This window comes from Clostridium sp. JS66, from assembly GCF_033561535.1.
Taxonomy (GTDB): Bacteria; Bacillota; Clostridia; order Clostridiales; family Clostridiaceae; genus Clostridium_AM; species Clostridium_AM carboxidivorans.
Window position 1 is genome coordinate 4219176 of the sequence record NZ_CP131467.1, and the last position, 23896, is coordinate 4243071.

Below are 23896 nucleotides of genomic sequence, written 5' to 3' on the forward strand. Positions count from 1 at the left end.
TTATAACTCCTCCGGATAACCAATAGAATTTTCAGTAGTTCCATGAAATAAATGTATTTTTGAAAAATCCGGTTCAAAATACACTAAATCATTATTTTTTAAATTTGTATTATCTGCTATAGCAATAATTTCATTACCTTCAACTTCAAAATATATACCAAGCATATTCCCGTAGTTTTCAATATATTTCACAAAGCCTTTAAAACAATTTTCTGTTTGGGTTTTACTTAACTTAATATGTTCAGGTCTTATGCCAAAAAATAATTTTTCACATTTACTTTCATTAATTTTTTTTAACCACATTTCTGGCAAAGGCATCTGTTGTCCTCCTACCACTATTTTGTCATGACAGCAGTTAACCTCAAAAATATTCATAGAAGGTGATCCAATAAATTTTGCAGTAAATACATTGGCAGGCCTATTATATACATTATGAGGAGTGTCCACCATCTGAATAGTTCCCTTATTCATTAATGCCACTCTATCTCCTATTGTCATAGCTTCTACTTGATCATGAGTTACATAAACAAAAGTTTGATGATACATCTCATGAATCTTTACCAATTCCTTTCTGGCATGGCCTCTAAGCTGTGCATCCAGATTGGAAAGGGGCTCATCTAATAAGAAAAAATCACTTCTTTTTACTACCGCCCTGGCAAGAGCAACTCTTTGACGCTGTCCTCCGGATAAATCTTTAGGTTTTCTATTTTCTAGTCCCTTTAGCTTAAGCATATCTAAAGCTGAATTCAATCTCTTTTCAATTTCTTCCTTTTCCACCTTATGAACCTTTAAGCCATAAGTAATGTTATCCTTTAGTGTCATATGAGGAAAAAGAGCATAGTTTTGAAACACCATAGATACACTTCTATCTCCACTTGGAACTTCATTGACGCATTTTCCATTCATATATAGTTTTCCTGAGGTTATATCTTCTAAGCCTGCAATAATTCTAAGCGTAGTTGATTTACCACATCCAGAGGGTCCTAATAATATTAATCTTTCTCCACTTTTTATGGTAAGATTTAAATTGCTTACCACCGTATTTTTACCATAAGCTTTACATATATTTTCAAAAACAATCTCTTTCATAATCTATCTACCCCTTTATTCCTGATGATGTAAAAGTATTAATGATATATTTTTGGAATACAATGTACAATATCACTGGTATTATCATTGTTATAACGGCTACTGCCATAGCAATGGTAAAATCTGTGCCACCTTCTGAACTTATAAATAATTGAAGTGCTAAAGGCAGTGTAAAGTTTTCCTTTGTCTTTAAAATTAACACCGGCCATACATATTCATTCCAGGAGTTAATAAAAAACATAATTCCCGTTGAAATAATAGCTGGTTTAGTCAGCGGTAATACGATGTCTTTCATTGTCCTAAAATGTCCAGCCTTCTCTAATCTAGCTACCTCAATTAGCGATAAAGGAATAGTTCTCATAGACTGCCTAATAAGAAAAATACCTGTTGCATCTGCTAGTTCCGGTAAAATAATTCCAAGCAGCCTATCATTAAAGCCTAACTTTGAAATTGTTAAATAATTTGGTATCATTGTTACAGTAAAAGGTATAAAAATAGTACTGATTAATAAAAAATATATAAGCTTTTTATACTTAAAATCAAAATACACAAAGGCATAAGCTGCAAAAACAGAGGTTATTATTTTAAATAGCGTGACAGTAGCAGCTATGAAAAAAGTATTGCCTGTTATTTTGAAGAAAGGCAATCTATTAAGCACTTCCATATAATTATTTAATGTAGGGTGAAGTGGAATAATTGCAAAAGTATATTTATAGGCTTCATTTAAATCCTTAAAAGAACTTGATATGGCAAAAAGTATAGGAAATAGCGACATAGTTACAATTAATATTAAAAGGATGTGCCAGATAAACTGTGATGTTAATTTAATTTTCATAGTATACTCCTTTTTCAACAAATTTAAATTCTAAAATAAGCAGTATTATAAAAAATAACATTGTCAAAATTGCAAAGGCTGAAGCATTGCCTGTCCTATACAATACAAAGGCTTCCTGATATGCATTATAGATAGCATTAGAACTTGCATTATCTGGTCCACCTTGAGTAATAACTTTAATTGGCGTAAACACATATTGAAGTCCCTGCACAATAGTCATGATAAAAATGTAAACTCCTGTAGCACTACTCATTGGCAGTACAATGTCCAAAAATATCTTATATATTGGCACATTATCAAGCTTAGCAGCTTCAATTACTTCTTTTGATACCCCTGAAACCCCTGCCAGCACCACAATAAAATTGTAGCCAAATACCTTCCAGGTTGTTATTATGCTAAGCACCACAATAACCAGTCCATCTCTTTTACTCCATACAGGCATTGTTATTCCAAGGAATTTTGAAACAACTGCTAAAGGACCAGATACAGGATTTAGAATCCATAAATATAAAATTGAACCTACCACTAGTGATATAACACTAGGTAAAAAAATTACACTTTTATAAAAACCTTTGCCTTTCTTTATGACCACGGATAAAATAAAAGACAATATATATGGTGCTGCACAATTTAATATCAAAAGGATAAATATATAAGCAAAAGTATTTTTTAATACTTTATAGGTAAGTGGATCTTTAAACAAGGCTATATAATTACCAAGTCCAACAAAATCCTTTGTAGGCTTAATCATATTCCAGGAGAAGAAACTTAGATATATTGTTCTAAGTAATGGCCAGAACATAAATATAGCAAAAACCATAAGTGACGGTAATATAAATAGATAGGCTATAATTTTTTCTTTAGTTATATAGTTCAACAAACTGCTTTTAGAAATTTTTTCTCGTCTTTTACTAATTAATATTTCTTTTTGACCTTCCAACTTTAATCCTCCTTAAATATCGCTAAAGACAGAGGTGAACCCTGCCTTTAACAATTAACTTATTGCAACTATTTTTTTAGTAATGCATTAATCTTGTTTTGAGCAGAAGTTAACCCATCCCTAGGAGATACGCTGCCACTTAAAATTTTGTCTCTTGTATCAAGTAATATTTGTTCTGCCTGAAGGCCTGCATCTCCAGGAAAGGAAGTCCATGACACAACTCCATCCATTTGAGTAGTTGCTGCAGTCATCATTTTATTTTCCTGTAAAAATTTCTTCAAGCCGTTTTCTGCTGCTGCCACATCTTTTCTTGGTGGAACATAACCTGTACCTTTTGTCCATTCAGCCATAGACTCTACACTATATAAGTATTTTTCAAATTCCCACGCTGCCTTTTGTTCCTTTTCTGTTTTAGCTGTTATAGCTAGGAAACATCCTCCTGCAGGTAAACGCTTTGTTTTACCTGCCCATGCAGGTGAATTAATTGCTGCAACATCAAAGGTAGCACCTTTTTGAATATTTTCTCTTCTAGCAATTGTTGTATATAGCATACCAACATTACCAGCAATAAAAGATTTAACGCCTTCATCCCAGGATATGTGAAGTGCCGATTTACTCTTTACTACCATATCTGCATAAGCTTCATAAGCCTTAATGCCCTCCTCTGATGCAAAAGCTGCTTTACCATCTTTTATCATTCTGGCTCCGTTACTCTCTAATAATGCTTGAGTTGCCCAGTTGTCCGCTGGCTCCTGCATATAAAAACCGTACTTTCCTGTCTTTTCCTTGATGGTATTTGAAAAGGTCACTAATTCTTCCCAAGTTTTAGGTCCATTCTCATCCAAACCTGCTTGTCTTAAAATATCCTTGTTTATATAAAGAACTGGCGTACTTAAGGAATAAGGAATACCTACCTGACTATTTTTACTGTTCTTTGCAAGGTCTAATACATTAGGCAAAAAATTATCCTTTATAAAATTCTTGTCTTGAGGAAAATAAGAATCAATAATTTTCTGAGGTTCTGTATAACTAAAGTTATTTGAAAAATAATCTAAAAATGCCCAACCAACTTGTACTAAAGCTGGAGACTTACCAGTAGCACTTTCCGCCTGTAAGTTCTGCAGCAATCCTTTATACATATCAGGGTTATATTTAGACACTACCTCTACTGTGCTGCTTTGTGCATTAAAATCTTTTACTAATTTCTCTACACTTTTTCCTCCCTGGGTTTCAGCATTAACATGCCAATATTCAATCTTTACTTTTTCACCTTTATTATTAGCTTGTGATGTAGCTGCAGTTCCACAGCCTGAAAAAAACATAGCACTAATTGATATAATCGAAATAATTTTTAAAATGGTTTTTTTCATTTTATATTCCTCCTAAAATTTAATGTTTAAAAGCCTATATAGCTTTTAAAGAACGACTTATCAATTCTAATTGATCTATCTTAATGTCCGAGTTTATCTATAGAAACTTTTCAATAACTTCAACAACACCTTCTTCATATTCACCTACAGTTACAAAATCAGCTATATCCTTTAATCCTTCAACTGCATTTGCAACAGCTGCTCCCATAAAGGCTTCTTCGATTAATTCCTTGTCATTCATATGATTTCCTATAGCTACAACCTCTTCATCCTTTAAACCCAAATGCTTCTTTAATTTTCTTAATGCACTGCCTTTGGAAACATCTTTTTTTATTATTTCCATATAAGTATCTTCTGAAATTACATATTTAAACTCATTTCTTAAGCCTTCCGGTAGCTTGTTCCAGTGCTTTTTATAGCCTTCTACATCTCCTATTATTAAAATTTTATTTACTAATAATTCTGAACTCAGTATACTGTTATCTGCAACCTTACAACTTACAAGTTCCTTTTTTTCATATATAGAAACTCTTTCTGTACGTTTTAAACAAAACACTTGTCCATTATGAGAAAATATAATTGAAGCACCTATTTCGTTAAGTTTTTCTAAAAACTGCATCAGTTTTTTTACAGGAAAGGTATTTGAATAAATTTCCCTTCCCCTTTCATCTACTATCTTCGCTCCATTATATATAATATATGGACCATTCACTCCTAAGGTTTTAATCACCTCTAGACTTGTTTCTTCCGGTCTTCCAGTTGCTATTGTGAATATCTTATTCTTATTTTTAAATTCACAAATTTTTTCTATTAACCTTTGAGAAACTTTGTATCCTTCTTTATCACTATTAAACAAAGTTCCATCCAAATCAGATACAATCATTTTAATTGACATATAAGAACTCCTTTCTAAAAAATGGCGCAAAAATTAAAGACTTAAGAATTAATAAATCACCTTCCTTCTTTTAAGCAGTGCTCTTTTTTTAAAACACTACTACAAACTAAAGATAATTATGGTTTTCTCAAATCTCCACCAATAATTATTAGAATTATATGCAATTAAACTTATTTTTTCAAATCTACATTCCACAAATCACTTTTACTAAAGGATATACCATCAGCACCAGCCTTTAATCCAGCTAATATTTGTTCTTTATTATTTATTAAGCCACCTAATATTACAGGTTTATCTATTTCATTTTTTATATATTCAACAATTGAGTTTGCTAAAGCTGGCATAACTTCTACTGCATCTGGTTCGTTTTCCCTAATGCTTTCTATTGCACTTTTCAGTGATTTGGAATCAATTAGGAAAATCCTTTGTATAGTAATTAATCCTCTCTTCTTAGCATTTTTGAGTATAGTGCTTTTTGTAGATACAATCCCAGAGAGATTTGTATATTTTATAATGAAATTTACAGCTTCCTTGTCATTGGATAATCCTTTTACCAGATCAGTATGTAAAAATATAGTTTTCTTATTATTATATATTTTAAAATCCTTCTCCATGATTTTGCTCAACTTGCCATCCATTAACAATACAGATGAAACTTTAGACTCCACAGCATCCTTTAAATTTTCATGTTGTGCTGCAGCAATTAAAGGACTGCTTTTTAAAATTTGTTTTATATTCAAGTTTAATCATCCTTTTCCTTTGATTTCTATACTATAAATCTTACCTTTTAAATGTTAACTATTAGTTACCTATAGTATAAGTTTAGGTTAAGACTGTATTTAAGTTCACTGATTTTTCTTGAGGATGCTATGGCTCTGTGTATATACTATTCTAGCTAATTATAAACAGCAAAAAACCCCTTAAATAGACTAGCTATTTAAGGGGTAAAATATTCACTAATTAAAGAATTGTAACATTTTCTGCTTGTAGTCCTTTTGGTCCTTTAACTGCATCAAAAGAAACTTCCTGACCTTCTTCAAGTGACTTATAACCTTCTGATTTTATTTGAGAAAAATGTACAAAAACATCTTTACCATCTTCTCCTGTTATAAATCCAAATCCTTTTTCTCCATTAAACCATTTTACTGTACCATTCATAATGCGTACCTCCGAAATTTTATTATTCCTAAATTCATTGTAATAATCCACTAATAAAATTTCGATATCATTATACTATATTATTATAAGTACTCATTGAAATATATTTGTGTTAAATTATTTACTACCAATTTAAGTTCTTGATAAGAATAACACATTATACTATATAATGCAAGCTTTTTATAATTAAAAGTTAAATAAAGCTTATATTTATTTAATATTAAGAATTAAATCTGTATCCTGTACCCCATATAGTTTCAATATACTCAGGATTTCCAGAGTCTTTTTCTATCTTCTTTCTAAGTTTTTGTATATGTACTGCTACAGTAGCTGTATCCCCACAATAATCTTCTCCCCAAATGCTGCTAAATATTTGATCCTTTGTGAAAACTATATTAGGGTTTGACGCTAAGAATACCAATAATTCATATTCTTTAGTTGTTAGAAAAATTTCCTTGCCATTTACAAATACTTTATGAGAATCTGTTTGAATTTCCATAGCCTTATGGCTAATAATCTCTAAAGTAACTTTTTTACCTGATAGACGTTCATATCTCATAATATGAGATCTTATTCTTGCAACTAATTCTGCTGGACTAAAAGGTTTGGTTAAATAATCATCTGCACCAAAACCTAAGCCTCTTATTTTGTCTATATCTTCATTTTTAGCTGATACAATTATAATGGGAATTTCAAATTTATCTCTAATTGCTTTTACTATTTCATATCCGTCTTTACCAGGAAGCATTAAATCTACTACAACTACATCATAAACACCAAGTAGAGCCCTTTTTAATCCTGATATTCCATCTTGTTCTATGTCTACCTTATATCCATTCAATTGAAGATAATCTCTCTCTAAAGCTGCAATATTATTATCATCTTCAATTATTAAAACCTGTTTCACAAAAATCTCCCCTTCCCTGTACCATTATCATTAAATTACTATAGGAAGCTCTACTATAAAAGTGCTGCCTTCTAACAAAATGCTCTTAACAGAAATTCTTCCTCCATGGGCTTCTACCATTTCCTTAGCAATTGCAAGTCCAAGTCCTGTACTCATTAAGTCCTTTGTTCTTTCTGTATCTATACGATAAAATCTATCAAATACATAAGGAAGCTTATCTGGAGCTATACCCGGACCATTGTCACTTATGATAATCTTTATATGATCTTTTTCATCCTTTAATTCAATGGAAATAGCTAAATTTTCTTTCTCACCATATTTAACAGCATTTCCTATAATATTTCTTATAGTTTGATATATTCTTTTTCCATCTATGTTAACTTCGATTTCTCTTTCTATTTTATCAGTAAAACTAAATTTAATATTTTTTTCACCTAAAACAAATGCAAATTCCTCCATCATATCCTGCATAAAAGGTTTTATCCTTACTTTTTCAAATTTAAAATCTACCTTTTGCATATCAAGCTTCGAAAACAAAAATAAATCATCAATAAGTCTATTTATATAATCTATATTACTATGAATTGTTTTAAGATAGCTATTTATTGTATCAGGTGAATGTGCAACACCATCTAGTATAGCTTCAACATATCCATTTATTGAGGTAATTGGAGTTTTTAAATCATGGGATATGTTTGCTATAAGCGTCTTTCTATTTTCCTCATATTCTTTTTTTAACTTTTCACCCTGCTCTAGTTTTTCTGCCATTTTATTAAACTCATCTATTAAAATACCAATTTCATTATAAACTTTTTTTTCGATTCTAACCTCATAATTTCCCTTGGCAATTTGCTCTACTCCAGTTCTCAAACTTTCAATAGGCTTCATAATTCTTTTTTCTAATCTCCAATATATGTATAAGTGTGCAATTTCCTTAGCAGTAAATATTGCTGCAAAGAAAATGGTTATAGCCTTAATACCCACAACCTTAAAGATGAAGTAAATTATAAGTATATTAACCAAAAAGGCCATAGGACGAAGCCAAATTAAATATTTATGACATAAGCGAAATTCATCTTTATGCCTATGGTGAATCTCATGAATTCCATGTAAATGTTCATGATCTTCACTATGCCATCTATGATGTTTTTCATGCCACTCTTTGTGAAGTTCACTTTTACTCTTTTTTAAAATACCCATATATACCACCTTTAAAATTTAGTTACAATTAATATTACCACAGTATATTCTCACTTAAAATAAAAAAATGGGTGTAAAATTTAAGCTTACACCCACAGACCTTTACCAACTGAAGTTTACTAAAGCATTTAAACTATTTTCACCTTTAGCAGTGACTTCTATCTTTTCAACTTCATTATTTTTATTAACATATACATTTAAATCAGCATTGCTATTTTCAGAGCAAAGTAATTCTTTCATAAAATCATGACACTTATGCTGTTCACCCATACCTTCAAAATGGAAGTTTTTATGAGTCTCTCCTAAATTTTTATGATGATTTTTGATTTCACTAATTATATCCTTCAAGTTAAGAGACAATATTGATATTTCATCCTTTTCTTCCACTTTAAGATTATTTAGAGTATTGAGTATAAAAGTGATTTTTGAAAGTTTTTCTTTTATACCTCTATGCTCACAACATCCCATACCATGATGATCCATATGGCCCATTTTGCCTATGTGATGGTGGAATCCATGATGTTCACAATCCTTCATATTAAACTCTGTATTGCTTTCATGCTTTGCTTTTTTTCCATCACAATCAAATTCACTGCTTATTTTAGCCTTACACTCTCCTGTAGTTGTATTAGTATTAAGTTCCTTAGAAAAGGATAATACTTTTGTCTCTCCTTTTGCAGCATCTAATTTGATCTTTACATTAAATTCTTCCTTTTCCTGCATAGTTTTAAATACATCATATAAAATTTTAATCTTGTTCATTAATATGACCTCCTAATATTTTTGCAAGGCTGTTATTTTTAATTCCTTGCTTGTTATGAGTTCATTATAAAGACAGAGATTAAAAATCCTTTAAAGCAATTTTAAAAATTTTATAAAGAATTATAAAATAAGTTTAAAATAATGCCTTCTTTCTATGCTATTTAATATTTTCATCTACAAGAAATACCTTACCCTTATCTCCATCCACTAATATTTTTTGTCCATCTTTCAGCATACCCATTACTCCTGATATATTTACCACTGCTGGAATTCCATATTCCCTAGCTACAATGGCTCCATGTGATAGAAAACCTCCTGTTTCCATAACAACAGCTCCTGCCTTTAAAAACAATGGCGTCCACCCTGGGTCAGTGGATGGTGCTACCATAACCTCTCCTGGCTGAAGTCGCCCTCCTTCATTTGGATTACTTATCAGTCTAACTAATCCAGAAGCTTTTCCAGCAGCAACTGGTATTCCGGTGAGACAATTGCTAGAACTCTCTATAACTGGTTCTGTAAACTTTGGAGTTTCTCCACAAATTACATCTGGTGGAGCAATCAATTCCATTTTTTTCTTCCATTCTTTTCTTCCAGCAATTATAAATTGAAGTCCTTTACCCTTCCATTCACCACTCAATACTGAAAAAAGTTCTGGCCATGTACAAAAAAACACATCGTCTGGTTCTTTAATTACACCTCTTTCATAAAAACGATGACCTAATTCTATGGCAATTGTTCTGTATGCATCCATAATCAATGCTAGCACAGATTTATTCTTTTCTCGCACTGCTGCTCCATCCTGACATTCTTTAACAAGTTTTCTTATTTCAGAATGCTTAGAAGTAGGCACTTTTTCTTTAATTTCAATCCACGCCTGTTCTAATTTCTCTTTTTGTTCCTTCTTAAGCCTCCCAATGTCAGCAGTATTTATAGTACTGCGTATAATCCCAAGCAAATAAGATGGATCTTCTTTCCACCTAGGGTTTATAATATCCAGCTCATAAACTGCCCGATGACCATATTCTTGTATAAACTCACGAAAAGCCTTCTTAAATGGAGATCTTTCAGGCAATTTTACTTCCCAGTTCATAGGATCAAAGTTAACATCATTAAAATATTTAACAGCATCAGAGTCTTCACGAGCCTGTTCAGCTATTTCAACCAACTTATAACCTTGATCAGCACTGGTTATATCTGATGTTCCTCCAACCATTAATGCATTTATCACCATTAGTGATTTATCTGAGAAATACTCATTGAGAATATTTAATAAATACATAATTGGCATGCTACCTGCTGCACTTAAAAACATGAATTCTTTAGCCATACCTTTGACGATGCTGCCTAATTCATTATACCTATTAATAAAATCTTGATCTATCCACTTACTAAACTCTTCACTAGTTATTGACTTTACTGAAGCCATGACCTTATTCCAAGTTTGAGCAGAGTTTTCCTTACATTGTTTAACCAAATCCATGTTCTTAACTACACGTTCTTTTCTCTTTAATCCAATTACTCCACCATAGGGATCAGGGTCTTCTATTTCCATATCCTTCTGATGACCACCCCAAAAGACGCCAAAGCCTTGAGGCAATGCCCCCATTGCATCATAATTTCCCCACTGCTGAACTGACATATTGCAATAAAGCCTTCCATTGAAAAACTTGGAAAATTGCAAACCGTGAGGAAAGTCATAACCCACCCCAGTAAAAAAACCCTGATGCATAGTATCAATAATATTTTTCATTAAACAACGGTTTAAAGGTGACTGAACCATAGGAACAGCATCTCTATAGTTGCCATTAGACCAAATATCCGGTTTGTTTTTCAACCCAGGAAACGTCTTTCGTGGAATAGTGGTTATTGGTCTGGCCTGAACCAAGACAAACTTTCCTCCATCATAAACCCATTCCACATCCTGATGCTGATCACTATTACCTAAGGCATCAAATACTCTCAGTAAAAGCCTGCCAAGCTTTTCAATTTCCTTATCTTTAAGTACCTGCTGTAAAGACATTTCCTCTGACTTAATAAATTGAGTTCCACCATTTTCACTTCTAATGACCTTCCCTTGCTTGTGTCCAATTTTTCTCGATATTAAATGAGGACTGGCATTTATAGCTTCAGTTTCTAGATAATATGTATCTGGCTCTACTATACCGGACACCACAGATTCACCTAACCCGAAATTAGCGTTAATCACTAAAACATCCTGACGTCCTGATAAGAGGTCACAAGTAAAACCTACTCCAGCAGCTTTAGCTTCCACCATCTCCATGATCACTACTGCTGCTTTTACATCATCATCACTTATATTCATCTTTTTGCGATATGCCACAGCTCTAGGAGACCATAAAGAAGCATAACATCCTTTCACTGCTGACAGTATATCCTCTAAACTGCAAACATTCAAAAATGAATCATGTATGCCAGCAAAGGATGCCTTTTCAGAATCTTCCGCAACTGCAGAGGACCTCACGGCCCAGGATTTTTTTAATTTTTCACAGCTATTGATATATGTAGATAACTCCTGAATAATAGCTGGTGGTATTGAGCCTTCTATAATTTTTTCTCTTAACTGCTCCAATCTATATTTCACATCAGCTTCATCCAAATTGTCCAGAGTAGTGGCTGAAGCAACATTATCAATTATTTTTTGTAATTCATTGTACTTGATATATTCATCATAAGCCTGAGCAGTCAATGCCAATCCTTGAGGAATATTGAAACCATATTGATCTAACCTTCCTAAATTCCAGCCTTTACCTCCAACCATTGATACACCTGACTGAAAAGCTTCCTTCCAATTCAAAAGATATTTCATCTCAATCAACCTCCTTTAATTATCCATATCAGATTTTTTAGAACTATCTACCTTGCTGGCTACCCCATATAGGAATAAATCTACCAGCTTGGCTATTTCCTCATGAAGTTCAAACCTTGAGGAATCATTAAGCCATTCAAATGTCATTGTGCTTCTAAGAAGATCCATATGTCTTACTAACAATTCAACCGAAATATCAGGCTTTATTTCACCTTCCTCTTGTCCCAGGCTTATAATTTTTTCCAAAATACTCTGAGTACCAGTTTCAGTGCTTTTATGTCCTGGTTCCTTAACCATATTTCCTAAACGATAATTAATGCATATTCCTGTAATTTCAGGATTCTTTTCAACCCAATCATAAGAATGATTAAGTGCAGCCATAAGGCGAGACTTAGTATCTGTAAGATTCTGTATAGTTTTAAAATTTTCTTTAGCTAATTCCTGCGAAATCCCTCTTACATATTCATCAACTATAGCCTCCTTCACTGAAAAATAGTTATATAAAGTTTTTCTTGCAATATCTGTTTTTTCTGCTATCTGTTCCATTGTTGTATTGTCAAACCCCTGACTGTGAAATAAATCCATAGCAACCTTAACGATTTTTTGTCTGGTCTCTCTTTTCTTTCTATCGATTCGGCTTTCAGCTAATATTTCCTTAGTATCCATTTTTACACCTCCAGTACATTTTGTATAACACTTATTTCATGCAAATATACACACCAAGTAATTTTACACACTGTGTAAATTATGTTCTAATTCTATCTCCTATTGCTTTCCTTGTCAAGATTAAAAAATAGCAAATTAATTACCCAAGCAATATTCAAATATAAAATTGCTAAAAAAAAGTCTCATAAATCAAAGGAATTTAAATGATTATGTCGAATAAATTACAGTGATTCAACTACTATTTATATCATATTTTGTAAGTTCAATAAGGAGAATGTTATGGGTAACTCAAAATATCAAGCAAAAAACACTATAGTAAATAAGTATAAATTAATTTATATACCATTGTTCATCGGATTAATTTCCATATTTTCAATAAGTCTTATCAGTTACTACACAAGTAGAAATCTGCTGTTAGCACAAACGAAACAAAATGGAGTAAACCTAGCTAAGCAAACCGTATTACAGATAGAAGGAAATGCCAACTCACTGGAAATAATAAACAAATTAATAGATGATAAAATTAGAAAAGCTGGGAAAGTTGTACTCATGGATAAAAATAATTTGAGTAACGACTTGTTAAAAAAAGTTGGAAATGATCTTAATATATCCGAAATAAACTGGTATTCACCGGAGGGTACAATTATTTATACAAATATTGACCGTTATTTAGGATGGAAACCAACTAAAAATCATCCTGTAGAAAACTTTAGATTAAGCGGTAAAAGTGAATACATAGAAGAAGGCATAAGAATGGATACAGAATCATTTGACTATAAAAAGTACGGATACTTCAGGAACTCTGACGGCACCTTTATTCAAATAGGTATAACTGCCAATGAGGTGGAAAATCTCACAAGAAAATTTGACTATGAAGCTTTAGTTGAAAAATTGGCCTCAGGAGAAAATGTTCTTCATGTGATTTTTGTTGACAAAAACTTAAAAACCATTGCAGATTCAGATAAAGAAGGTATTGGAACTGTATATGATAAGGATAAAGAACCAGAAATGCAGGAGGCACTTAAGGGAAATATAGCTAAAAAAGATTCTTATTATAAAAAAGCAAATATAAAAGCTTTGACAATATATGTTCCTGTGGTTAGCAGCGGAAAAGTCAATAACATTCTTGTATTAAGCCTTTCCACAGAAAAAGTTTATCACTCTATTTATATGCTTGCCATAAAGTCATCTATCATAGCTCTTATAATGATTTTATTACTTTCATGGGTAAAGAATAGAAATATTACTAAGCCTGTAAATAGATTAAATAAATACATTAACAAAATTGATATAGAGCAGCACTTAGAATATAGACTTCCTTTAACAGAAAATGATACTTTTTTTGGTTTAGCTTCTTCCATAAACAATATATTAGATAAAACCTCTAGTTACTTTTATGCGTTAAAAGAAAATCAAGAAGAATTGAAATCTTCAAACGAAGAAATATCAGCAACCTATCAGCAATTGTCAGCATCAGAGGAAGAACTTAGAGCTCAATATGCTGAAATACAAAGCTACACAGAAAAATTAGAAAGCTTAAGACAAAAATATCAAATTGCTATTCAAGGAACTAATAGTGCTGTATGGGAATTTGATATTGAAGATGAAACTATATATTTTTTAGAAGGATTTAAAAACATTATAAGTAAACCTACTAAGAAAAAAGAAAATATTTATAAAACTTTAAGAAAACTTTTAAGTGAAGAAGATCAAAAGAAGTTAATAAAAGAGGTATCTGAATATATACACACTGCAAAAAAAGAAATCCATACCCAGGTACAGCTTAAGGATAATCTTGGTAATTTGAAATGGGTACTAATTAGAGGTAAAGGTATTTTTGATAACAACAATGATGTAAAGCTTATAAATGGTATTGTGTTGGATATAACCTCAATTAAAGAACAGGAAGAATATATAAGACATATTGCTTATCATGATTCCTTAACAAATTTGCCTAATCGAAGAAAACTCGTGGAAAAACTGGAAGAAGGTGTAAGTGAAAGTAAATATGGCGCACTAATGCTCTTGGATCTTGATAACTTCAAAGGTATTAATGATACTTTAGGTCATCTATATGGAGATAAAGTATTAAAAAAGGTTTCAGAAAAACTTGAATCTATTAAAGATGAAAAAATGTTTATATCAAGATTTGGTGGAGATGAATTTCTTATTTTAATTCAAGATGAAAAGGATATTGCTATAATTGAGAACTATGCAAATCAAACAATGAATGTATTTAAAAATAAGCTAATAATTGAAGAACAAGAAATTTACCTAAGCTGCAGTATGGGAATTACCTTATACCCTTTTGATAGTAATAAAGTTAGTCAATTACTTATGAATGCCGATATGGCCATGTATAAAGTAAAGAATAAAGGAAAAAACAACTATATGTTCTTCAATGAAGAAATGACAGAAAAACTACAGGAAAAAATTAAAGTAGAAGGTATTTTAAGGGATGCTATAAAAAAAGAAGGGTTAAAGCTATTATACCAGCCTCAGGTATGTACTTTTACAGGAAAAGTTGTAGGCTTTGAAGCTCTTTTAAGACTAAAGGATAAACATATATCTCCAGCACAGTTTATACCAGTAGCTGAGGAAACAGGACTTATTATAGAAATTGGAAGGTGGGTCACAAAAGAAGCCATAGAACAAATAAGTAGATGGAAAAAGAAAGAGTTAGATATAAGGCCTATTTCTATTAATTTTTCTCCAAAACAATTAAATGACTTAAATTACATTGAATTTCTAGAAAATACATTAAAAGAAGCCAGTGTGGAAGCTAAATATATAGAAATAGAAATAACAGAAAGTATATTCTTAGAGGAAAAGGAAAAAAATATAGCATTTATTAATCGACTAAAGTCATTAGGAATAAAAATTTCCTTGGATGATTTTGGTACAGGTTATTCCTCTCTTAATTATTTAACCTTTTTACCAGTGGATAAAATGAAATTAGATAAATCTTTAAATGACAAATTTTTAGAATTTGAAAATGTAAAAGTAATAGACAGTTTGATTTTCCTTGCTAAAAGCTTAAATCTAGAAGTGATAGCAGAAGGTATAGAAGATGTAGCTCAATATAAACGTCTAAAAGCAGCTGGCTGTCATTATATTCAAGGTTACCTATTTAGTAAACCACTAGAGGTAGAGGACGTTGAAAAAATATATGATGATAATTTCTTAGATAAGATAAATTTATAAAAAATTTCATTTAAAAAAGCACCAGTGTTATTTCACTAGTGCTTTTTTAAATGATATAAAACAAGTTTATATTATTTCATTCAACAAATTTTTAATATATATAGGAGGATTTTTTAATATATTGTAGAATTATACAAAGTGTATTGTAAAATTTACAATTCAATTTATTTTATTACAAAATAAGTTATTTGAGGAGGTAATGTTAAATGATGTTCTTTAAAAAAAGTTTTTCAAAAAAAGTACTTAAAACTTTAGGTTCTGTATGCCTATTTTTAGGAGCATTAGCCATTGTGCCAACATCATTTGCTAGCGGACAACAACCAAAATGCCCTGATGAGCTTCTAAAATAACAAGTTACTTTTTTATAAATATTGTGGTTGAAAAATTCTAATTTCCAATCACAATATTTATAAAAACCCTAACAACATAAGGAGACAACATACATGGATATTATAAAAGAAATATTGCTAGACGGTATAGAATCTTTAATTCTTCTAGGAATTTTTGAAATATTATGCACTAAAAAAAGATTTATGATACAGAATAAAGTGAAGACAGGCTTATTTTGTACGTTTTATATTTTAGCAACCTGTCTAAGTACCTTTTATATTTCCAAGATTTATCATACACTATTTCTCTCAGTCTTTTATATTTTGTTATTGGCCTATATTACCAAAATAAAGCTTTTTAATTCTATAGTTATATTTTTTCTATTTTCTATAGTAATTTTTGCTACAGAAAATTTAGCTCAAATTATAGAAATATTTATATTTAGAATAAACTTGAATGAAATCCTTTCCACCTCGCTATATTGGTGGATATTTATAATATCTTCTAAAGCATTGCAAATTTTTATTGTAGTAATGTTTTTTAAATTTAGTTCACGTTTTTCTAAACTTAAACTTTTTGAAAAAGAAGGAGCTCTTTTTTCTAACTTGATACTTCAAGTAGGAATTTTTAGCTTATTTATATTTAGTGCTAACTTTAGTGTTTTTGATTCTAGTAATATTAAAATATATAACGCTCTTGTCCTTATTATGTATTTTATTTTTTTAATACTACTATTTAAAGATTTAAAAGAAAAAGAAAGACTTGTAAACATAAGTAACAAATACAAAATTCAAGAACAACAAATTAAAAATATGGAAGAAATAATTACTATAATTAGACAAGAAAAGCACGATTTTGCTAACCATATTAATGTTATACAAGGTTTATGCCTATTAAATAAACCCAATACTGTTAAACGAATAAATGATTATGTATTAAAAGTTTCGGATACAATACATTCATCATTTAGATATCTAGATACAGGAAATGATTACTTGGACGGACTATTATCTATAAAAAACAATTATGCAATGAAAAACAATATAAATTTTAAAGTATCAATTAATGAACCATTTAGTTCAATAAAAATTAGGGAAGATGAATTAATGAGTATTATTAGTAATCTCATAGATAATGCATTTGAATCATTTGATTCTAAACTTGATGTTGAAGATAAAGAAATATCCATTACTACTTTTAAGGAATGTAATAAATTTTGTATTGAAATAAGTGATAATGGACCTTATATTCCCGAAAATATATGTAAAAAAATTTTTGATAAGGGATTTTCTACTAAGACAAAAAAATCTAATGATCATGGGTTTGGATTATATATTACTAAAAAATTAGTTCAGCAAAATAATGGAGTAATATCCGTAAATAGTACTCCAGAAATGACCAAATTCTTGGTTAAATTCGAAACAGAGGATATAAATAAGTGAATAAATTTATAAACTGTTTAGTACAAAAAATTTCTGAAACAAACCCTGAATTTTCAGACTTGGAACTAAAGAAAATGGAATATGGATTAGTATGTATTTTTTCTGAAATTACTAAAATTATTCCATACTTTATTATATTCTATTTTTTTTCTCTTGAAAAATATTATATTGTTACTATTATATTTTTTTGTCCTGTTAGAATATTTTCTGGTGGCTATCATGCAAAAACTTACTGGGGATGTTTATTTATTACTTTTGTCATATTTGCATTAATAATAATTATTAGCAAATATAGTGCCTTTAATATTATTATCTTAATATTGTTACTGATTATTTCGTTTATACTTATTTGTATTTTTTCTCCTGTAGATAATATCAATAAGAGAATAAAAAGTAAAGAACGAAGACTGAAACTTAAACATTGTTCTATAATAACTGCTCTTTTCTTAAGTATATTATGTTACTTTATACCACACAAATTTTTAAGTACTGCTATAATTTCTATTGCTAGTGCTACAATATTAATGATGATTGGTAAGATAAATAACAAAATTGATGATAAAAAAGATTGTCAGTAATACTATAGGAACTTTTTATATTTTTCAAAAACTATGCTTCAGTGAATCTGATTTTAAGTTAATATTCTTATACTTCAGCATCACTGAAGCTGCAAATTATCCTTTTTAGATACTTGTAACTATAGCATACTTTTTATCTGTGTTAGTCATGCCAAGTTATTTATTCAAGGCTTCATGCTCTTTTGTTAGTTCCTCATATAACTGTATTGTATTCCACTTTTGATTACTCTCAGTCAAAACAGCTTTAAGATTGATTCTGACAGCTGACTTTTTCAAAGAAAGCAATAATTGATTTAATTTTGTACCTGCAATATCTGAAAGCAAAAGCATTTCATCACCAAGTTCAGATCCCTCATACTTTTCCAAAGCAGGGTCAATATCCTTCTTGCCAACTAAATAACCAATTGGCTGCAGATATTCCTCTCTTTCTACTTTCTTAATTTTAATCTTAAGTGGTAATGCAGCCTTTATAACCCCATCATATCGAGTTTTATCTGTAATATTAAACAATAAAATTGTCGGTTTCATTTGCTCATCCCTTTCAAAAGTCTTATGGTATATATTTATTATACACTAATTATTTTAATTGGAATATTTACTTTCTAGGAAATTTTTCCTTTACTTTTTTAAATAGTACTATTTTGACAGAACCATCCATATATTCTTTTGCGATAGTATAACCCATTTTCTTATAAAAATAATGGTTTCTCTCCTTATCTGCGAGTGTCTCTAAAGTCCAAGCAGTGGCATTGGGGAATTCACTTTCTATAAATTTAATAGCTTCTTGTCCAATTCCATTATTCTCATAATCTGGTATGACACAAAGCCCCCTAAGAAAATAAGTACAATCCTTATTATCTCTAACAATAATGTCACCTATTATTTGATTATCACAAATTATCTTATATGTTATTCTATTTAGAATAATATCAGTCATACTTTCTTTAGAATGATTATATCCTGGACATTGTCCATATTTGAGAAAATCAGCATAAAAACTCTGATTTTGCACATCAATTAATTTGTCAACATCATTAATTGTTGCTTTCAGAAATTCAATTTTCATCATACAAATTCCTTTCACCTAGTATGAATTTTCTTCATAGTAAATTACTATTTTACACTAATATAATTATACTGGATAATAATATAGCTTACAAATATTAGATTAGCTGTGAAGATATAGCCTTCTTTTCAAATATTTTTTAATTTTTTACATTATATTTAATTAAATAAATTGACAATTGTAGACAAGTATGACATATTAAATGTTAAAAAAACTTAGAAGGTGATAAAATGGATGTTAAATTAAAAAAAGCAACCTTAAATGATGTAAATGTGATTAGTAACATATATGCGCTAAGTTGGAAGTCTGCCTATAAAGGTATATTACCACAAAAATATTTAGATGAATTAAAACTTGATTTTTGGGTACCATCCTTTGAAAATCGGATAAAAAATAATGTAATAACAGCACAAATTATCTATGAAGATGAACTACCAGTAGGATGTGTTGCTTATGGTAAAGCAAGAGATGATAAATTTACTGATTGGGGGGAAATAGTTTCTATTTATTTACTTCCAGATTATTTTAGAAAAGGTTATGGACAAAAATTATTACAAACTGCTATAGTTGACATGAAAATAAATGGTTATAAAAATTTTTATTTGTGGGTACTAAAAGAAAATATTAATGCAAGAAATTTTTATGAGTCTAACGGATTTATATGTAATGATGATGAATGTACTTGCCAAATTATGCAAAAACAATTGGTTGATGTGCGATATATCCTAACATCAGACAAGCATACTAAATTAGAATCAAGTGATTCTTAGACTCAGATGGAGTTTGCTTAAGAGTATGTGAGTATTACGGATGGTATCCATCGGATAAATAGAATTTCCATGATTCAATCCATAAAATTCCAAGTGGAATAAGCTAAATAATAAAAAGGCTCGTGTTGTTAATTTAAAACACGAGCCTTCATAAAAAGCCTTATTTTAAACCTAACATCATTGAAATACAATTTGCTAAATTTGTTCAGATATCAAAATCTTTGGACTTGAAATTGTTATAATAAAATTCTCACCCTTAAATTGAAATTTCAAAATTAAAACTTGACGTTTTGCAAATGGTTTAAAATTTCTTTATGCGTTCTAATCAAAACCTGAATATCCTCTTTAGGTATTTTTTCTAATGCCAAAATCATAGCTCTATATGATAAGGCATTTTGAGAAGATCTTTTTGTCAGTTCTTTACCCTTTGGAGTTGAAGTTAAATGAATTTCTCTTCGATTCTCGTTAATAATTTTTCTGTTAATAAGCTCTAAATTAACCAAATTATCAACATTAATACTAACTGTGCTCTTAGGAATCTTCAGTTTATCTGTTATCTCCTTAAGAGTAATTTCAGGATTAGCACTGATTAAATTCAAAATCCCCATTTGTTGTAAAGTAAGTCCTAAACTTTCAGCGTTTCGTGATGCTAACTTTGTCAGAACCCTACTAATCATCATAAAAGATTGAACAATTTCTCCTGCTTGTTTTACGTTAGGATCATTGTAATCCATAGACACATCTCCTTCTAATACAGTTCATCAGCGAACTGTTTCTATATAAACTATATTACATTACTTATAAGTTACTGTCAATATTATCAATTAATGTAGAATAAAACTCCCTCCTATGTTTAAACTAATAACAATGAAAATGATGAAAGGAATAAAATAAATGTTCTTAATAGTGAAAAATTTAAAGAAAAGCTATAAAACAACTGATATAACTACCACCGTTTTGAATGGTGTAGGAATGAATTTAAATAAAGGTGAAATTGGAGTTATACTTGGCCCTTCTGGTTCTGGCAAGTCAACTCTTCTCAATATTATAGGTGGAATTGATAAATGCGACTTTGGTACTGTTTTAGTAGATAATATTGAAATTACTAAACTAAATGATAATGAACTTACAGACTACAGAAGAAAAAATATAGGTTTTATATTTCAATTTTACAACTTAATACCTAACCTAACTGCAGGCGAAAATATAGAGGTTGTTTCAAATATAAGCAGTTCCCCACTTAATACTGATGAAGTTCTAAAAGCCGTAGGTATGCTTGATAAAAAATATAGATTTCCAAGAGAATTAAGCGGTGGTGAACAGCAAAGAGTCTCTATTGCAAGAGCAATAGTTAAAAATCCAAAGCTTTTACTATGCGATGAACCTACTGGTGCACTTGATTTTTCAACCTCTAGAGACATATTAAAGCTTCTTCAGAGAATTAACAAGGATTTTGGTTCAACCATACTTATGATAACACATAATAATGCAATCAGTTCTATGGCAAACAGGATCTATAGAGTAAGAAGTGGAGAAATTGTAAATAGTGTAGTTAATAAAGAAATTATTCCTGCAGAAAGGATTGAGTGGTAATGATTATAAATAAAAAAATTAAGAGAACCATGCTGGAAAGCAAATCTCAATACTTTGGTTCCTTGCTGCTTATTATTTTTAGCTGCCTACTTTTTACAATGTTTAATTTGGTTTCTGTAAATTTATCAGGATTATTATCTTCTTTTGAAAAAGACTATAAACAGGAAGATGCAACCTTTATGACCAGCAAAAAATTAGACAATCCAGAATCCTTAGAAGCAAAGTTTAATATGAGTCTTGAGGAAACGAAATCCTTTGATTATTCCATATCAGAACATAAAACCTTAAGAATCTTTAAGGAAAATACCAAGGTTAACATACCTGCAATAATTCAAGGTAAAAATTTAAGTAATGGGGGTATCCTTATTGATCCCTCCTATGCAAAAGCTAATAAGTTGAATATTGGTAGCACTATAAGGCTATATAATCAGAATTTTACTATTTCTGGTTTTATGTCTATGCCAAATTATATATATCCTCTAAAATCAGAATCAGATATTATGAATGATCCAAATAGCTTTGGTATTGCAGTAATTGATAAATATGATTTTAATAATATAAACAGAGGAAATAGCTTTTATGCTGTGAGGTTTAACGGCGATAGAAGTAATTTAGGCAAAAAAACATCTGAGCTTAAGGATCACCTAAGAAGCAAAAATATTGTCATTTTAAGCTGGATGAACGTAACCGATAATCCAAGAGTGACTTATATGACTGCAAAGCTTTCCGGCATTAATAAGATGAGTTCTTCTATGCCTATGAGTATACTAATTCTTACCTGTATTCTAACTGGCATAGTAATGCTGAGAATGTTAAAAAGAGAAGCTGCTATTATAGGAACTCTTTATGCACTAGGTTATAGAAAAAGAGAAATTATGAAGCATTATCTTATGTATCCTTTAGTTATCTCATTATTAGGTGGTATGCTTGGAACTATGCTTGGTATAATAACCTTAAAACCTATGATTTCCTATTATGTGTCCTACTTTAATATACCTGTGGGTTCCTTAAGCTTTAATATAACTTATTTGATAATGAGTATTCTACTTCCTGTAGTCTTTTTGATTATCTGCAGTTATTTTATAGTAAACAAATCACTTAAAGCTTCACCAGTTGAGCTTATGAGAGGTGGAAGAGAAAAGAATAAGGTTGGCTTTATAGAAAAAAATATAAAACTTGATAAATTAGGTTTTAATACTAAGTTTCAAATAAGAGAATTACTTAGAAGCATACCAAGAAGTATCTTTCTTATGCTTGGCATTATTATGGCAACTATGCTGCTTTTAATGGGTTTTACAGCAAAAAGTTCTTTAGATTATCTTATGAAAAATTCCTTTAGTGAAGCCTTTAAATATAACTATCAGTATGTGTTCAATTCTGTGCAAAATGGCAAACCAGAGGAAGGAGAAGCTTTCTCCGAAGTACCCTTTGCACTTAAATCAGATAATAATCTAACTTTTACAGTGTATGGGGTAAGTTCTGATTCCAAATATATTTACTTTAAAAACAAAGCAGGAAATGTACTGAAATCGGATAAAGTTATTATAACAAGACCTCTAGCTGATAAGCTTAATATGAATCCAAAGGATACTATTAAAGCTGTTAACAGGCTTGATTCAAAAGAATACAGCATAACTGTTGATGATATTGCTGAAACCTATGTAGGCAGCTATATTTATATACCTCTTGATAAACTCAATGCTATGCTTAAGTTCCCTCCTGGCAGCTATACTGGGCTTTGGAGTACAGAAAGATTGCCCATTCCAGAAAACAAACTGCTGGCTTTTGTAACAGTTGATGATATGAGAAATGCCTTTAACACAATGACAAAACCACTTCAGGCTGTTGTAGGTGGTATAGCTTTTATGTCCTTTATAATTGGACTTATAGTAATATATGTTGTTACTGCTCTTACAATAGAGGAAAACAAAGAAAATATATCTCTTATGAAGGTTCTAGGCTACAAAAATAAGGAGGTTTATTCTCTAATTTTAAACAGCTCCTCCTTTATAGTTGTACTGGGCTATATTCTTGGAGTACCGCTGCTTCTTGCCTCCATGCATGCTCTCTTTAAGTCAATGACCAAAGATATGAATGTATCCTTTCCAGTAACTATAAATTACATTTATGTTATAGTTGGTTTTATTATTATATATTTAACCTATAAGCTATCAAATTTATTAAGCAGGAAAAAAATAAATAAAATTTCCATGGCTGAAGCTCTAAAATCCAGAATAGAATAAGCTACATGATAAAAAATTGGA

General features: G+C 30.3%; 22 protein-coding genes. 7 read left to right on the forward strand and 15 right to left on the reverse strand.

The window, feature by feature from the left end; all coding sequences use genetic code 11:
- The 12 genes from Q6H37_RS19710 to Q6H37_RS19765 form a co-directional block, all read right to left on the reverse strand.
- Positions 1-1089, reverse strand: a complete 1089-nt coding sequence (locus Q6H37_RS19710) for an ABC transporter ATP-binding protein (RefSeq protein ID WP_318735612.1) — start codon at positions 1087-1089, stop codon at positions 1-3.
- Between the two features lie 7 nt (positions 1090-1096).
- The gene (locus Q6H37_RS19715) at positions 1097-1924 is read right to left on the reverse strand and encodes a carbohydrate ABC transporter permease (protein ID WP_318735614.1); all 828 of its coding nucleotides are present in this window, start codon (positions 1922-1924) and stop codon (positions 1097-1099) included.
- Positions 1914-2864 (reverse strand): carbohydrate ABC transporter permease, encoded by a 951-nt coding sequence (locus Q6H37_RS19720; protein WP_412523876.1) that lies wholly within the window; start codon positions 2862-2864, stop codon positions 1914-1916. Before Q6H37_RS19720 ends, Q6H37_RS19715 begins: the two co-directional genes overlap by 11 nt.
- Before the next feature lie 68 nt (positions 2865-2932).
- Positions 2933-4234 carry an ABC transporter substrate-binding protein gene (locus tag Q6H37_RS19725; RefSeq protein WP_412523877.1) on the reverse strand — a complete coding sequence of 434 codons (1302 nt, stop codon included), beginning with the start codon at positions 4232-4234 and terminating at the stop codon, positions 2933-2935.
- 97 nt (positions 4235-4331) lie between these two features.
- A complete protein-coding gene (locus Q6H37_RS19730; protein ID WP_318735617.1) occupies positions 4332-5129 on the reverse strand; it encodes an HAD family hydrolase in 798 nt (265 codons plus the stop codon).
- A gap of 170 nt (positions 5130-5299) precedes the next feature.
- Complete coding sequence (locus tag Q6H37_RS19735) at positions 5300-5869, reverse strand: glycerol-3-phosphate responsive antiterminator (RefSeq protein ID WP_318735619.1); 570 nt, start codon at positions 5867-5869, stop codon at positions 5300-5302.
- Positions 5870-6089: 220 nt separating this feature from the next.
- Positions 6090-6287: a cold-shock protein gene (locus Q6H37_RS19740; protein ID WP_007059510.1), complete on the reverse strand. Its 198-nt coding sequence runs from the start codon at positions 6285-6287 to the stop codon at positions 6090-6092.
- A 220-nt stretch (positions 6288-6507) separates the two neighbouring features.
- Positions 6508-7194 carry a response regulator transcription factor gene (locus Q6H37_RS19745; protein WP_007059511.1) on the reverse strand — a complete coding sequence of 229 codons (687 nt, stop codon included), beginning with the start codon at positions 7192-7194 and terminating at the stop codon, positions 6508-6510.
- Between the two features lie 30 nt (positions 7195-7224).
- Positions 7225-8394 carry a HAMP domain-containing sensor histidine kinase gene (locus Q6H37_RS19750; RefSeq protein WP_318735632.1) on the reverse strand — a complete coding sequence of 390 codons (1170 nt, stop codon included), beginning with the start codon at positions 8392-8394 and terminating at the stop codon, positions 7225-7227.
- Positions 8395-8496: 102 nt separating this feature from the next.
- A complete protein-coding gene (locus Q6H37_RS19755; protein WP_318735635.1) occupies positions 8497-9156 on the reverse strand; it encodes a hypothetical protein in 660 nt (219 codons plus the stop codon).
- A 157-nt stretch (positions 9157-9313) separates the two neighbouring features.
- Positions 9314-11983 carry a PEP/pyruvate-binding domain-containing protein gene (locus Q6H37_RS19760; RefSeq protein ID WP_318735637.1) on the reverse strand — a complete coding sequence of 890 codons (2670 nt, stop codon included), beginning with the start codon at positions 11981-11983 and terminating at the stop codon, positions 9314-9316.
- A gap of 15 nt (positions 11984-11998) precedes the next feature.
- The gene (locus Q6H37_RS19765; protein ID WP_318735640.1) at positions 11999-12649 is read right to left on the reverse strand and encodes a TetR/AcrR family transcriptional regulator; all 651 of its coding nucleotides are present in this window, start codon (positions 12647-12649) and stop codon (positions 11999-12001) included.
- A gap of 279 nt (positions 12650-12928) precedes the next feature.
- Here Q6H37_RS19765 and Q6H37_RS19770 point away from each other — a divergent pair, with 279 nt between their 5' ends.
- The 4 genes from Q6H37_RS19770 to Q6H37_RS19785 all read left to right on the forward strand — a co-directional run bounded on the left by Q6H37_RS19770 (position 12929) and on the right by Q6H37_RS19785 (position 18203).
- Positions 12929-15853: an EAL domain-containing protein gene (locus tag Q6H37_RS19770; RefSeq protein WP_318735643.1), complete on the forward strand. Its 2925-nt coding sequence runs from the start codon at positions 12929-12931 to the stop codon at positions 15851-15853.
- Positions 15854-16059: 206 nt separating this feature from the next.
- A complete protein-coding gene (locus tag Q6H37_RS19775) occupies positions 16060-16203 on the forward strand; it encodes an AgrD family cyclic lactone autoinducer peptide (RefSeq protein WP_318735646.1) in 144 nt (47 codons plus the stop codon).
- A 93-nt stretch (positions 16204-16296) separates the two neighbouring features.
- A complete protein-coding gene (locus tag Q6H37_RS19780) occupies positions 16297-17625 on the forward strand; it encodes a sensor histidine kinase (protein ID WP_318735648.1) in 1329 nt (442 codons plus the stop codon).
- Positions 17622-18203: an accessory gene regulator B family protein gene (locus Q6H37_RS19785; protein ID WP_318735650.1), complete on the forward strand. Its 582-nt coding sequence runs from the start codon at positions 17622-17624 to the stop codon at positions 18201-18203. The genes Q6H37_RS19780 and Q6H37_RS19785 overlap by 4 nt, the downstream gene beginning before the upstream one ends.
- 156 nt (positions 18204-18359) lie before the next feature.
- Here Q6H37_RS19785 and Q6H37_RS19790 read toward each other — a convergent pair whose 3' ends face one another.
- On the reverse strand, positions 18360-18731 hold the full coding sequence (locus Q6H37_RS19790) for a DUF3783 domain-containing protein (RefSeq protein ID WP_318735653.1): 372 nt from the start codon (positions 18729-18731) through the stop codon (positions 18360-18362).
- A 67-nt stretch (positions 18732-18798) separates the two neighbouring features.
- A complete protein-coding gene (locus Q6H37_RS19795) occupies positions 18799-19269 on the reverse strand; it encodes a GNAT family N-acetyltransferase (protein WP_318743079.1) in 471 nt (156 codons plus the stop codon).
- A gap of 230 nt (positions 19270-19499) precedes the next feature.
- On the opposite strand from Q6H37_RS19795, the gene Q6H37_RS19800 reads away from it, so the two are divergent.
- Complete coding sequence (locus Q6H37_RS19800) at positions 19500-20039, forward strand: GNAT family N-acetyltransferase (protein WP_318735655.1); 540 nt, start codon at positions 19500-19502, stop codon at positions 20037-20039.
- A 275-nt stretch (positions 20040-20314) separates the two neighbouring features.
- On the opposite strand, the gene Q6H37_RS19805 is transcribed toward Q6H37_RS19800, so the two are convergent.
- Complete coding sequence (locus tag Q6H37_RS19805) at positions 20315-20773, reverse strand: MarR family winged helix-turn-helix transcriptional regulator (protein WP_318735659.1); 459 nt, start codon at positions 20771-20773, stop codon at positions 20315-20317.
- Between the two features lie 160 nt (positions 20774-20933).
- On the opposite strand from Q6H37_RS19805, the gene Q6H37_RS19810 reads away from it, so the two are divergent.
- A complete protein-coding gene (locus Q6H37_RS19810) occupies positions 20934-21632 on the forward strand; it encodes an ABC transporter ATP-binding protein (protein ID WP_318735661.1) in 699 nt (232 codons plus the stop codon).
- Entirely contained in the window at positions 21632-23875 is a 2244-nt protein-coding gene (locus Q6H37_RS19815; protein WP_318735664.1) for an ABC transporter permease, read from the forward strand. The genes Q6H37_RS19810 and Q6H37_RS19815 overlap by 1 nt, the downstream gene beginning before the upstream one ends.
- The last annotated feature ends 21 nt before the right edge of the window (positions 23876-23896 follow it).